The organism is Ensifer sp. B1-9, from assembly GCF_050474445.1.
Lineage (GTDB): Bacteria > Pseudomonadota > Alphaproteobacteria > Rhizobiales > Rhizobiaceae > Ensifer.
In genome coordinates this window covers 63,968-77,360 of the sequence record NZ_JBCHVG010000004.1, presented here as the reverse complement: position 1 = coordinate 77,360, position 13,393 = coordinate 63,968, and the positions used below count along the sequence as shown (strand labels likewise).

Sequence of the window (13,393 nt, the reverse complement as noted above, 5' to 3'; positions counted from 1 at the left end):
ACTTCTTGGACGCCTTGTGGGGCCAACACGGAAGGAATCCTGGCGGAGCTACTTTGACCGCTCGCCTGACGAACTATTCGTAACTCACGATTGCCGTGGCACGATGTGGCGGCGGTTGATGGTCGCGGGGCGGCCCTTGATGGACAGGGCTGTATCGCGCTTTTCGCGTTCGGCCACGACCTTGCCCTTCGCGACGACACAAACCCGATCGGCGCGCAGGCGCACCGCCTCGATGGGGGTGCCCGCATCGAGCACGACGAGGCTTGCGGATTTGCCCACGGCTAGACCGAGATGATCGAGGCCCATGATCTCGGCATTGATCTTGGTGACCATGTCGAAGCAGGTGCGCATGTCTGCGGGCGAGGACATCTGGGCGACGTGCAATCCCATGAAGGCGACGTCGAGCATATCGGCTGTACCGAGGGAATACCAGGGATCGAGCACGCAATCCTGACCCCAGCCGGTGCGGATGCCGGCCTTTAGCATCTCCGGCACTCGCGTGAGGCCACGGCGCTTAGGGTAGGTGTCGTGGCGTCCCTGCAGCATGATGTTTATGAGTGGATTGGGGATCACTGAGATGTCGGCTTCCGCAATCAGCGGCAGCAGCTTCGAGACGTAGTAGTTGTCCATCGAATGCATCGAGGTAAGGTGCGAGGCAGCCACCCGGCCTTGCAGGCCGAGCCTCTGGGTCTCATAGGCAAGCTGCTCGATATGGCGCGACAACGGGTCGTCGGTCTCGTCACAGTGCAAGTCGACCATCAAGCCGCGCTTGACCGCGATCTCGCAAAGTTCGGTAACGGAACGCGTGCCGTCGGACATGGTCCGCTCGAAATGCGGAATACCACCAACGATATCGACGCCCATGTCGAGGGCGCGGATGGTGTTTTCGCGCGCATTCGGCGAGCGATAGAACCCGTCCTGCGGGAAGGCGACAAGCTGGAGGTCGATGTAGGGCGCGATCTCCTTCTTGACCTCTAGCAGCGCTTCCACCGCAAGAAGGCGGTCGTCGCAGGTATCGACATGCGTGCGGATGGCGAGGAGGCCCATCGAGACCGCCCAGTCGCAATAAGCCAACGCCCGCTCCTTGACCGCTTCGTGGGTCAGGAGCGGCTTGAGTTCGCCCCACAGCGCGATGCCTTCGAGCAGCGTACCCGAGGCATTGATACGTGGCAGGCCGTAGGACAGCGTTGCATCCATATGGAAATGCGGATCGACAAAGGGCTGACTGACGAGGTCGCCCGAGGCATCGACGACACGACCAGCCTGCGCGTCGATGCGTGGCTCGATCGCCGCGATCCTATCGCCCTTGATGCCGATGTCGGCGACGTTTCCATCGGGCAGCGTGCCCCCTTTTATGATCAGGTCGAAGCTCATCTTTCGCCTTTCTGGTACGGGATCATCAAAGCTCTGGGATATGCAGCACGACGTGCGACCAGGATCAGCGCCAGGATCGACAGCGCATAGGGCATCATCAGGAAAACCTGATAGGGCACGATGCCGCCCGATATCTGCTGCAGACGAACCTGATAGGCATCGAAGGCTGCGAAGAGGATGGCGCCGATCAGCGCCTTACCTGGCCGCCAGGAGCCGAAGACGACCAGTGCGATACAAATCCAACCGCGTCCATTGATCATCTGGAAGAAGAACGAGTTGAAAGCCGAGGTGGTGAGAAAGGCGCCGCCGACCGCCATCAGCGCGCTACCAATGACGACGGCGCCCATGCGAATGCCAGTGACCGAAATGCCCTGCGCTTCGACCGCTGACGGATTTTCGCCTGCGGCACGAACGGCGAGACCGATGGGCGTGCGATAGAGGATCCAGGCAACGGCGGCGACCGACATGAATGCGAGATAGGTCAGTGGTGTCTGAGTAAACAGTGCCTCGCCAACGACCGGAATGCTGGACAAGCCCGGGATCGGCAGGGGCTGGAACGGCTCGATTTTGGGCGGCGACGTCACCTCGGGCAGCGCAAGACGATAGATGAAGTAAGTAAGACTCGTGGCAAGCAGCGTAACACCGATGCCGACGACGTGTTGCGACAGGCCGAGTGGTACCGTGAGCGTGGCATGCAGCAGGCCGAACATGGCGCCGAAAAGGGCAGCGACCAGCAAGCCGGCCCAAAGATCGCCGCCAGAATATACGGTAAACCAGCCGGCGAAAGCGCCTGCCGTCATGATCCCCTCGATGCCGAGGTTAAGGACGCCGGCGCGCTCGCAGATCAACTCGCCCATGGTCGCGAAGATCAGCGGGGATGCTATGCGGATTGCGGCAACCCAAAAAGAGGCGGTGAAGAGGATTTCGAGCGCGTCCATGTCACCTCCACCTGATCCGGAATCGCGTCAGAAGGATCGCGACAACCATGGTCAGTAGCGAGGTGGCGACCATGACGTCGGCTATGTAACTCGGCACCTTGGCCGCTCGGCTCATGGCATCGGCGCCGACGAAGATGCCGGCGACGAAGATGGCCGAGGCGATGACACCGAGCGGATTCAGCATGGCCAGCATGGCGACGACGATGCCGGTGTAGCCGTAGCCCGGCGACAGGTCGAGCGTCAGGTTGCCCTTGAGCCCAGAGACTTCGGAAAAACCCGCAAGAGCGGCCAATCCCCCCGAAAGCAACGCCGTCTTCATCAGAGTGCGGTCGACCAGAATGCCAACAAAACGAGCGCCCTCGGGATTGAGGCCGACGGCGCGCATCTCGTAGCCGAGAACCGTCTTTTTCATAACGACCCAGATGAGGACGGCCGAAGCAAGGGCGATGACGAAGCCATAGTGCAGGCGCTTGCCCTGGATAAGGCGGGGCAGTTGTGCTTCGGCTATGACCTTCTGCGATTGCGGCCAGCCGAGCCCCATCGGATCCTTGAGTATACCTTCGAGTAGCATGGATACGAACAGCAGGACGATGAAGTTGAGGAGCAACGTAGTGACCACCTCGTCGACGCCGAAACGCGTCTTCAGCACGGCTGGGCCGAGCAGAAGCAACGCGCCTGCGGCCATGACGGCGACCATGATTACCGGGATGAGAACGACCGAAGGCAGGGGTAGTGCGCCGGTTCCCAGCGCTACGGTGACGACGCCACCGATGTAGAGTTGGGCTTCGGCGCCGATGTTCCAGAGCTTTGCCCGAAAGGCGACGGCGATCGCCAAACCCGTGAAGATGAGTGGCGTCGCCCGGGTCAAGGTCTCCAAGAAGGCGAACTGTGAGCCGGCCGCCCCCTTCGCCACAAGATAGAAGACGGACAGTGGGGAAGCGCCGGCGGCGAGAACCAGTATCGACGTCAGCACCAGCGTGGTGCCTATGGCCGCCAGCGGAAACAGCAAGGTGATCGCCAAGGACGGCGCGGGTTTCGGTTCAAGCCGCATGATCACCGCGCTCCCCGCTGTGGCCTGCCATCAGTTCCCCCAGTTCCCGAATGCTGCGTTCGCCCCTTGCAGAGGGCGTGGAAAGGCGCCCCTTGAACATAACGAAGATGCGGTCGGACAATGCCAGGACTTCCTCGAGGTCTTCCGAAATGAGCAAGATCGCGGCGCCCCGATCTCGCGCTGAGAGCAGCATGCGGTGAACATAGGCGACGGCGCCGACATCGAGGCCGCGTGTTGGCTGGCTTGCCAGGATGACCGCCGGGTCGCCATCAAGGGCCCGTCCGAGGATGAGCTTCTGCATGTTGCCGCCTGAGAGTAGGCGTATGCGTGCTTCGGGCGAAGGGCATTTGACGTCGTAGTCGGCAATGAGTTTCTCGGCAAAGCGCCCGGCGGCCTTCCAGTTCAGGAAGCCCATGTGGCTGAACCGAGGGCTTCGGTAGCGTTCGGCGATGACGTTCTCCGTCACGCTCATGTCGCCGATGCTGCCGACAGCGTGGCGATCTTCCGGAATGCGGGCCACGCCATGGGCGAGCGCCGCGCGTGGCGACCAGTCGGAGACTTCCTGCCCCGCGATGGAAATGCTGCCGCTGGTTGGACGCCGTATGCCGGCGATGAGGGCAGCAAGGACAGCCTGACCATTACCGGCAACACCGGCAACGCCGGTGATTTCTCCAGCTGTAAGCGTTAGCGATACTTGGTCGAGGCCCGCCCCATTGTAAGGCGTTGCGGAGACCTGTTCGAGTGCCAGCAGCGGCCCTCCCAGTCTTAGCGGGCTGACCGTCGTTGGCTTGAGCTCCCGGCCAACCATGAGTGCTGCCAATTCTTTGCGATCGGTCGACCTTGTTTCGCGCTCGCCGACGAGCTGGCCGGAACGCAGAACCAGCACACGATCGCTAACAGCCATCACTTCGTGTAATTTATGAGAGATAAAGATGATCGACAGGCCTTTCGCGACGAGCAGCTTCAGCGTCCGGAACAGCGCCTCGGTCTCGGCGGGGGTTAAAACGGCCGTCGGTTCGTCCAGGATCAGGATGCGGGCCTCGCGATAAAGGGCTTTTAGGATCTCGACGCGCTGACGCTCGCCGACCGAGAGGCTGGAGATGGTAGCCGCGGGATCGACGTAGAGGCCGAAATCAGCGGACAATTGCTCAATGCGCCGTCGCGCTGCGGCCCGGTCAAGCCGCAGGCGCCAAAGGCTCTGCGTGCCAAGCGTGATGTTTTCCTGCACCGTCATGTTGTCTGCTAGGGTGAAGTGCTGGTGGACCATGCCGATGCCGGCATCAATGGCAGCGCGCGGATCTCCCGGCGGAAGCGACTTGCCAAAGGCCTCGACGGCTCCCTCATCGGCGACATAGTGGCCAAAGAGAATGTTCATCAGAGTCGTCTTCCCAGCACCGTTCTCCCCGAGAAGTGCGATGACTTCGCTCTGCTTGAGGTCGAAGGAAATCGCGTCGTTCGCCCGGAGCGGGCCGAAACGCTTGCTAATGCGGGAAAGACGAAGGGCGGGTTTGCTAGACACGTCGGCGACCGGAAGACGAATTGTTGGGGGCTTCCTTTCCCGTCCAGGGAGAGAATGGTCGCTGTCGGCGAGTGGTAATTCCTCGTCCGGCACTGCCGACCATCATCTCCGATGAACGCGAGGAAGTGGTTAGGTCGACTTCGGCTCGGCGTCGTTGATTTCGACGGCGAACGAACCGTCCTTGATCATTTTTTGCTTCTCCGCGACCTTGGCCTTGATGGCATCCGGAACCTTGGTGTCGAAGGTGCCGAGAGGCGCCAGCGAACAGCCGCCGTTCTTCATGAAGGAATAGATGCCGTAGTCGTCAGCCTTGAACGCGCCTGCCTTCACTTCACTGATCGCTTTGTCGAGCGTCGGCTCGAAATGCCACAGTGCGGAGGCGACAACGGTGTCCGGGTAGTCCGTTTGGGTATCGATAACATTGCCGATGGCCAAAACCTTCTTCTCCTTGGCGGCGTCGGACACACCGAAACGTTCGGCATAGAGCAAGTCCGCACCCCCATCGATCTGGGCGAATGCGGTCTCCTTGGCCTTCGGCGGATCGAACCATGAGCCGATGAAGGCGACCTGGAATTTGGTGTCCGGGGCTACCTCCTTCACGCCGGCCATGAATGCGTTCATCAGCCGGTTGACCTCTGGGATCGGATAGCCTCCCACCATGCCGATGTTCTTGGACTTCGTCATTGCGCCGGCGACGAGGCCGGACAGATAGGATGCGTCCTGGATATAGTTGTCGAAAACCGAGAAGTTCGGAACGGCGGCATCGGGCTTGAAGCTCGAGCCCATCAGGAAGGCGACATCCTGATAGTCTTTGGCAACCGCGCGGGCAGCATCCTCGACGCCGAAGACCTCGCCCAGGATCAACTTGTGACCCGCCTCGCAATACTCACGCATGACGCGCTCGTAATCGTTATTCGCGGTGTTTTCCGAATAGACATATTCGATGTCACCGCGCTCCTTCGCTGCATTCGCCGCCTTGTGGATACGGCTGACCCACTGCTGCTCGACGGGAACGGTGTAGATGGCCGCGACCTTTATCGGGTCCGCAGCAAGCAGACGGTTCGGCAGACCTGCCGCTGCCACCACGGCAGAGGCGCCGGCAGCTTTGATCAGGGTTCTTCTGGAAATGGCAAAATTGAAGGAATCGCTTTGCATTAAGTTCCCCTCTGATTTGATTGCGCGTTTTGCGTGCGTCTTTTTTACCACTTGGTCAATGTAGGGGAAGTTGGAGGTTGCAGCAATTGGGTGTGGTACGCCATTCAACCGGATATCACGCAACTTCCGCGACAAGTTCTATGCAGTTTGGCGGGAGACATATCGCGTTCGAAACTGCCTAACAGGTCATTCAACGCCACAACAAGTTAGAGGCTTCACTTGAAGACCGACTTTGAGCGCGGTTTCGAGCAACCAGTTTTCTGACTGCAACTGCGGCGAACAAGTTCCAGTCGGCAAAGCAAGTGCGAGATGGTGCTGAAGTCGATCCGCTGTCGCTGTGTCCAAGGAAGTCTTTCACTCTTCTCTTTCAATAGCGGAGATGGTCTAAGGTCGTGTCTGGGAGACTTTTGAAGGGGAAGGTCATGCGTTGTCCAGACGCGTGAGCAGTGGACCCGGAAACTGGAGCTTCTATCCGGATAAAGAACCTGAGGGGCATGAATGTTTCTGATCGACCGTGAACTTGAGGCACTCACCGCCTTTCGGCGCGAGCTGCACCGCCGGCCGGAGGTGTCGGGCGAGGAGCGGGAGACGGCGGATACGATCGTCAAGGCTCTGGCCGAGACGAAGCCGGATGCGGTGATGACAGGTCTTGGCGGGCACGGGGTGGCGGCGATCTATGAGGGCCGAGAGCCGGGGCCGACGGTGATGGTGCGGGCCGAGCTCGACGGGTTGCCGATCGAGGAGATCTCGGAGATCGGCCATCGCTCGGAGATCAGGGGCAAGGGGCATCTTTGCGGCCATGACGGGCACATGGCGATCCTGATGGCGCTGGCCAAAGGGCTTGGACGCGAGCGCCCGATGAGAGGCCGCGCGATCCTGATGTTCCAGCCGGCGGAGGAAAACGGCGCGGGTGCTGCGGCCGTGCTTGCCGACCCGAAATTTGCTGACATCAAGCCGGATCTGGTCTTCTCGCTGCACAATTTTCCGGGATTAAGCTTTGGCCACGCGGCCCTTCGTACAGGGCCGGTCAATTGCGCTTCGCGCGGCATGCGGATTTCGCTGTCCGGCAAGACGGCGCATGCCTCGACGCCGGAGGATGGCATTGCGCCGACCTTTGCCGTTGCCGCGCTGCTTTCCGGTCTGACGGCGCTTGGCAACAACGGGCCGCTCGACGAGACCTATACGCTGGTCACGGTGACGCATGCGCGGCTCGGCGAGGCGGCCTTCGGCATCAGCCCCGGCTATGCCGAGATCTGGGCGACGCTGCGGACACTGACCGACGCGCGCATGGCCGATCTCGTGGTCCGCGCCGAGGCGCTGGTCGCCAGGGAGGCGGAGGCTGCCGGGCTGAAGGTGACGATCGGCTACGAGGACGTGTTCCACCAGTGCAGCAACGCGAAAGCGGCTGTGACCGCGCTCGAACGCGCGATGGACGAGGAGGGCGTCAGCCATGACAAGGGCGAGGGCGTGCTGCCGATGAAGGGGTCGGAGGATTTCGGGCTTTTCGGGCGCGCGGCGCCAGCGGCGATGTTCTTCCTTGGCGCCGGCGAGAACCATGCGCGGCTGCACAATCCGGACTATGACTTTCCAGACGATCTGATCGGCATCGGCGCCAAGGTGTTCATGCGGGCGATCCGCAACGAACTGGGGTGAGGGGGCGGGCGGTCGCTTGCACGGCGGCTGTTGTGACGGCACTCTTCGAAATTGTGCAGTTCCGGATTGAGAGCCGTTTCACGCCGCGTTCGGATCTATGCTCGGGAGGAGCAGGGGGATGAGGCAGTCCAGCTTTCGTGTCGCGCTTTGCCTGGCACTTACCATCGCGGAGATGGCGTCCGCTCAGGCGGCGGATACAACCGGCGATGACGCTACGGCCCAACCGCAACAGGCCCAGGATAGGAGCCTGCAGGCCTTCATCAAGGCCAATCCGGATTGCGTGGAATTCACCGATCAGTGCTCGCATTGCGCGGTCGTCAACGGTGTTGCCGAATGCTCGACGGCCGAGATCGCCTGCATCAAGCGGGAGACCCAGTGCACCAGGCGGGTGGCTAATTGATGCATCCTGCAAACAGGATGTCTATCAGGAGCTCAGCGCTGACGGAGTGCTGAAGCGCGACAGTATGGACGATGCGCAACGGGGGACGCTCGACGGTATCGGCGATGTCAACGACGTCTCAGCATGGTCGAGGCTGGCTTCAAGTGGTGGCTCGCGTCAACTCAGGGCTGTCCCGAGCCTCGCTCCAATTCCGCCAGTCGCTCCTGACAGACCATCTCAACGAGTCGAAAAAGATGCTCTGTCCGCTCGAGAAGCCATCCGAGTCCTTCCTCGGTGATCTCGAAGTGCTTCGAATAGCGTGCCTTCACATAGGCTTCGTTGAGAATGTTGTACCAGGCGGCATAGCGATGTTGGTCACGCGGCCAAGCCTCGACGAGCCGCTGATCCCGATCCTCGGCGAGACCGCGGAGAAACTTGAGGTTGTGCGAAGGAGGGCTGTAATTGGTGAGCGTCAGAAGAAGGCGAGAATAGGCGGTCTCGACTGCCTGGTGTAGCAAAAAGGCGGCATGATTTGCCCAACGATTGGATATCGCGACGCGCGCCAAGTCGAGGAAGCGCTTCGCATTTTCATCCTGTCTTTCGGAATGCTCCCTAGCCACCCGGAGCGCGTCAGCAGGCAAGAGCCGTTTCGGCTCCGCCAGAGGCCGGTCGTCGAGTTCGTAGAGCACGATGCCTTCGCGCAGAATGTCGACGAAGAAATACTGTCCGTCCGCAAGGAAGTTGTTCACCTCCCGGGCACCATGGACGATCAGCCCAACCGGCGTTGAGACTCCTTTGTCCCACATCAACCGGTCGGTCGCCTTGTCCCAATATTCCGGTTCTGCGAGCTTCTTCGAATTGACGATGACGAGGATATCGTAATCGGAGCGATAGCCCTTCATCGTATGCGGTTCGTCGACAAAGGTGCCGCGGGCGTAGGAGCCGAAGAGGATGATCTTCAAAATCCGCCCGCGCTTCTTGAAGTCGGCCGAGCCACCCTCGAGCGCATCGGCAAACTCCTCGTGGATGATCTCCACGACGCGGGCAAGCTCGCGCTGCTTCTTCTCGGGAAGATGTTCGAGGCTCGTTTTCATACTCAACCGATAGGATAAAGACGATTCGCCGTCTACTGCAGGAATTCATGGGTTTCATATTATTAAAAAATAACAGATTGATCTAATCTGGCGATTAATGGATGATCTATGTCCTTGTAGATTGGCTTGCGCGGATGCAGAGGACAGGCGAATGGAATTCCGTCAGATGAGATGTTTTGCAACCTTGGCCGAAGAGTTGCATTTCGGTCGCGCCGCGGCGACGCTCTCCATGGCTCAGCCCGCCCTTAGCGTGCAGATACAAACGTTGGAAAAGGAGCTCGGCGTGCAGCTTCTCATCCGCTCTACGCGTCGTGTTCAACTGACCAAAGCCGGCGAAGTTTTTTACGAGCGGTGCATCAATGTTCTGCGGGAGATTGAAAACAGTTCCGCTGTCGTCCGCGCCGTTGCGGGCAAGAATGTCGATCGGATCACCATCGGAACCATATATCCCGCCACCTTCGGTGTCTTGCCGCTTTTTCTTAACAAGCTCGGCAAGCGGTTTCCCGATATTCAGATTCACGTGAGCAGCGGTTCCACGGATGCAATCATCCGCGACTTGGAGAAGGGCCGTATCAACCTTGGCTTCATCCGGCCGGTCGAAAACATCGGATCGCTCCGTTGGCAGAGCATCGCCAACGAACGATATCTTCTGGCGGTGCCACTTGGCAGCCGGCTCGAGACGGCGGAAACCGTTACAATGGGCGATCTGAAACGCGAGCGGATTATCTCCTTTTCCCGCTCAAATCTGTCTTACACGGAAAAGTACTTCTTCGAGCAATTCAGAAAATTTGGCCTTCTCGATCAGGTCGCCTGTAGTTGCGATGACACGCTCTCCTTGGTTTCGCTGGTCGCTGCCGGGATGGGGGTGGGTTTCGTGCCGGAATGGACCAGGGATTTGCCCCACCAGTCGTTTCGACTTCGAGAAGTGAAGGGGGTGGATTTCACGATCGGCATGGGGCTTGCCTGGAACAAGGAGGATCCTACCGCAAACCGTGAAGAGATCGTAGATATTGCCCGCACGCTGGCAGCGGCATCAAGATCGCTTAAAGCTGTGGGCAACCATTCCGGAAGGAACAATATCAAGCGCGGTCTTCCGGCGCATGGCGAGTAGCTAGGTAAGTGGCAACGTAGGCCGTCGGAGGTTGGCGATGACTGTCCTTGGGCCGTTCATATTGAACGGGAGTCGAGGCAGGAGCATAACTCGCCGATGGCTCTTCAAAAGGTCCAGAATGTTGCCGGGCCGAGCATTGCTTCAGTAAGACGAGAGCAAAAGGAGGAGAAGGTGAAGAGCTGGTTTCAGAAGCTAACGGATGTTTCCACCGTGGCTCGCACGAAGGAGATGTTCAACGAAGCGCTCACCGAGCTCGCTGAAGAACTCGGCTTCGAGTATTATGCTTACCTTAATCTTCAACCGATCGGAACATTCGCCGTTTCGAATTATCATCCAGAATGGCAGGATTGGTATTTCTCCAAGCGCTTCAACGAGATCGATCCGATAATCCAGATTGCCAGGGCCACGATGAAAGCGTTCACCTGGTCGTCTTCCGAAAATTCAAGGACTGTCAGATCGAGGCGCGTTCGGCAGTTTTATCTGGATGCCGCCGGTTTCGGCATTCGGTCGGGCATCACCATTCCGGTCGCGACTGCGTTCAGACGCATGGCGATGCTGACAATGGCCTCGCACAAGCCTTCCCTCTCGCTGAAAAGGGATATCGATCCGGTAGCGGCCGCCATGGCGGTCGCCCAGCTTCATGTGCGGATCGAGCAAGCGAACATTGAACCCACAGCAAAACCGAGCATCGGCCTAACCGCTAGACAGGCGCTTATGCTCAAATGGGCGTCTGAGGGCAAATCCATGAGAGAAATCGCCGCCATCGAGAACATGAGCTACTGGAACGTCAACTTCCACATGAATAATGCGCGTAGGAAGCTCAATGCCTACTCGCTTCCGCAGGCGACGGCTCTGGCGACGAAGCTAAAGCTGATTTGAAGCCAAGCGCATCGCCACCAAGCATCTGAAGTCGAAGTTTGAGGAGTACAGGTGAAACAGGCGGAGAACAAGCGCGCGGAGCATTTACGGGCGATTTCGCGTGATCGGCTTGAGGCGCTTGTGCTCGAACGTGCCGAGAGAGACGAGGGCTTTGCCCTTTGGCTCGATGCCAGATTCGCGGCTTCGGTGGCTGACGAGGCCAGCGCGCTGCTCGATCCGGTGCCGTTTCGTCGTCGCGCCGAAGCGCTTTTCTCTTCGACCGGTTCGGGGCGGCATCGGCTCAGTTGGGGCGAACGGTCTGCGGGTATCGATGAAGCGGCGCTCGAACAACTGATTGACGAGGCTGAAACCCTTCTTGCCGCAGGGCGCGGCGCCCATGCATTGACGATCTTGATACCCGTCGCCTCGGGGCTGGCCGCATATTGGCCCGAAAACGCCGATTGGGATGAAACCCTGCACGAGTTCTTTCCGCGGCTTGATCAATTGATCGCTCAAGCCGCCCTCATGGATGGTGTCTCACAGGAGGCGCGCGATGACCTCGCCGGCGAACTGGCCGACTGGCAGGGCGAACTCGCAAAAATTGGCGCCGACGATGCCTTTGCTACTGCTATTGCAGCTTGCATGCAGGGCTGGGACGAGCCGGGCCTTCAGGCGACGCTCTCAGGGCTTGGGCAGAGCTGGCCGCCTGGGGGAGGTAGTGATCCGCTCGATGACGATCTGACGCGGGCGCGACTTGCCGCGCTCGAAGCCATGGGGCGTAGCGAGCATTTCCTCAACCTTTCCCGTGCGGCGGGGTTCCATTGCGACCATGCTGTGAAACTGGCGCAGACGGGCCGGGTCGATGAGGCGGTCGCGCTCGCCCATACGCGCCTGACCACACATGGTGATCTCTTACGGCTGGCCGAGGCCGTCGCTGCTGTCGGCCAACTGGAAACTGCGATCGACATTGCCGCCTGGGGGTTGTCGCGAGACGGGCGCGGCGAAGATGAAGAAAATTGGCGTCACAGAACAGGCAGGTCAATGCTGGCCCGCTGGCTGCGCGAAAAGGCGCATGAGGCGGGCAACCGGGATATGATGTTCAAGGCAACGCAGATAGCCTTCGAAGAAAGCCTCGCACGTGAAGATTTCCGCGTGGCCAAGACACTCGTCGCTCCGTCGGATTGGCCGAAATTGCGCGAATTGCTGCTTGCGGCGCTGATGGCGGCACCTTACGCGCATGAGCGGATCGAAATCCTGCTCGATGAGGACTTGGTCGCCGAAGCCGTTGCTTGCATCAACCTGCAGGAAACACGCTTCTTCAGTCCACGTGACCCTGCGCTGGGTCGGCTTGCTGAACGGGCATTGGCGGATCACCCCGATTGGGTGATTGTCCTTGCATGCCGCATGGCCGATCCGATTATGTCTGAAGGAAGATCAAGCCGCTATGAGACGGCCGCACTATGGCTCGGGATTGCCGGACGCGCGCATAAGGTTTGCGGACGGTTTGGCCAGTGGCTTGCGCACCTTGATGGGCTCATCGAGCAGCACCGGCGCAAGCACAAGCTGCGACCGCTACTGGAAGGGCTGCGGCGCACGGCCAAGTGAAAGCGTACCTCTATGGAAACTGTCCTGTAAGTGAATATCGCGATGCAGGCATTCGCCCGACGGCCGTCGAAAAGCAGATCTGGATGGCCGATTTGAAGTTTTAGGCCCCCAAACTAACGCCTTCTTGGAAGGTCACGAAGCTGCTCGAAGTTGTCGCGCCTTTCGAGTGGTCAGAAGTCCAAGTCCCGCGCAGGCTGGCTCAACGCCGCCGTCGTGTGCCGTTGTTAGTGTCGTAAAAAAGTCACTAAGTTCCAGGTTTTTGCTGCTCCGGGCTTAACCTTAGGCGCTCGAAAACGTCCGGGCAGAACTCAAATTGCCTCGCAGTTCCTCGTCCCATCGAGTTCTTCACAATCGTTTCGGTCAATATGCCCCGCTCAATGAGAGGATCAATCGATTCCGCCACAGCGTTGCGCGTCAGACCGGTAATTTGGCTTATATTCGAAAGCGTTAGCTTTTCGTGGTTTTGATGCATCATATAGAGCACCGTCATCATCCCAACCTGCTTCAAACGCGATTGCGGCGTCTCTCCCTCAACCGGTTTGTCGAAAACTTCTTGCAGAGCGTAAGCCGAAAACAGTTGGCTCTGCCAATGGGCATTGAGTGCGCTTGTCATTTTTTATACTGTCAGATATATGATTGTAAAACGCGTCGCGAAA

12 protein-coding genes are annotated in these 13,393 nt (G+C 59.4%); 5 read left to right on the top strand and 7 right to left on the bottom strand.

Annotation, left to right across the window (positions count from 1 at the left end; all coding sequences use genetic code 11):
• Positions 1 to 84: 84 nt before the first annotated feature.
• The 5 genes from ACQ5BM_RS08245 to ACQ5BM_RS08225 form a co-directional block, all read right to left on the bottom strand.
• Positions 85 to 1,374 (bottom strand): amidohydrolase family protein, encoded by a 1,290-nt coding sequence (locus ACQ5BM_RS08245; protein WP_429809962.1) that lies wholly within the window; start codon positions 1,372 to 1,374, stop codon positions 85 to 87.
• A complete protein-coding gene (locus ACQ5BM_RS08240) occupies positions 1,371 to 2,312 on the bottom strand; it encodes an ABC transporter permease (protein ID WP_429809960.1) in 942 nt (313 codons plus the stop codon). Before ACQ5BM_RS08240 ends, ACQ5BM_RS08245 begins: the two co-directional genes overlap by 4 nt.
• A 1-nt stretch (position 2,313) precedes the next feature.
• Positions 2,314 to 3,363, bottom strand: a complete 1,050-nt coding sequence (locus tag ACQ5BM_RS08235) for an ABC transporter permease (RefSeq protein WP_429809958.1) — start codon at positions 3,361 to 3,363, stop codon at positions 2,314 to 2,316.
• Positions 3,353 to 4,882, bottom strand: coding sequence for an ABC transporter ATP-binding protein (locus ACQ5BM_RS08230; protein ID WP_429809956.1), 1,530 nt, complete (start codon positions 4,880 to 4,882; stop codon positions 3,353 to 3,355). The genes ACQ5BM_RS08235 and ACQ5BM_RS08230 overlap by 11 nt, the downstream gene beginning before the upstream one ends.
• A gap of 129 nt (positions 4,883 to 5,011) precedes the next feature.
• Positions 5,012 to 6,037: a BMP family protein gene (locus ACQ5BM_RS08225; protein WP_429809955.1), complete on the bottom strand. Its 1,026-nt coding sequence runs from the start codon at positions 6,035 to 6,037 to the stop codon at positions 5,012 to 5,014.
• 498 nt (positions 6,038 to 6,535) lie between these two features.
• Here ACQ5BM_RS08225 and ACQ5BM_RS08220 point away from each other — a divergent pair, with 498 nt between their 5' ends.
• Positions 6,536 to 7,690 (top strand): amidohydrolase, encoded by a 1,155-nt coding sequence (locus tag ACQ5BM_RS08220; RefSeq protein WP_429809953.1) that lies wholly within the window; start codon positions 6,536 to 6,538, stop codon positions 7,688 to 7,690.
• 118 nt (positions 7,691 to 7,808) lie between these two features.
• Positions 7,809 to 8,090: a hypothetical protein gene (locus ACQ5BM_RS08215; protein WP_429809951.1), complete on the top strand. Its 282-nt coding sequence runs from the start codon at positions 7,809 to 7,811 to the stop codon at positions 8,088 to 8,090.
• Positions 8,091 to 8,251: 161 nt separating this feature from the next.
• On the opposite strand, the gene ACQ5BM_RS08210 is transcribed toward ACQ5BM_RS08215, so the two are convergent.
• Positions 8,252 to 9,163 (bottom strand): nucleotidyltransferase and HEPN domain-containing protein, encoded by a 912-nt coding sequence (locus ACQ5BM_RS08210; RefSeq protein ID WP_429809950.1) that lies wholly within the window; start codon positions 9,161 to 9,163, stop codon positions 8,252 to 8,254.
• A gap of 151 nt (positions 9,164 to 9,314) precedes the next feature.
• On the opposite strand from ACQ5BM_RS08210, the gene ACQ5BM_RS08205 reads away from it, so the two are divergent.
• The 3 genes from ACQ5BM_RS08205 to ACQ5BM_RS08195 all read left to right on the top strand — a co-directional run bounded on the left by ACQ5BM_RS08205 (position 9,315) and on the right by ACQ5BM_RS08195 (position 12,737).
• Positions 9,315 to 10,274, top strand: coding sequence for a LysR family transcriptional regulator (locus ACQ5BM_RS08205; RefSeq protein ID WP_429809948.1), 960 nt, complete (start codon positions 9,315 to 9,317; stop codon positions 10,272 to 10,274).
• A gap of 171 nt (positions 10,275 to 10,445) precedes the next feature.
• Positions 10,446 to 11,153 (top strand): autoinducer-binding transcriptional regulator TraR, encoded by a 708-nt coding sequence (gene traR / locus ACQ5BM_RS08200; RefSeq protein ID WP_429810510.1) that lies wholly within the window; start codon positions 10,446 to 10,448, stop codon positions 11,151 to 11,153.
• A gap of 51 nt (positions 11,154 to 11,204) precedes the next feature.
• Complete coding sequence (locus ACQ5BM_RS08195) at positions 11,205 to 12,737, top strand: hypothetical protein (RefSeq protein WP_429809946.1); 1,533 nt, start codon at positions 11,205 to 11,207, stop codon at positions 12,735 to 12,737.
• 244 nt (positions 12,738 to 12,981) lie between these two features.
• Here ACQ5BM_RS08195 and ACQ5BM_RS08190 read toward each other — a convergent pair whose 3' ends face one another.
• Positions 12,982 to 13,350 (bottom strand): MarR family transcriptional regulator, encoded by a 369-nt coding sequence (locus ACQ5BM_RS08190; RefSeq protein ID WP_429809944.1) that lies wholly within the window; start codon positions 13,348 to 13,350, stop codon positions 12,982 to 12,984.
• Positions 13,351 to 13,393: the final 43 nt, after the last annotated feature.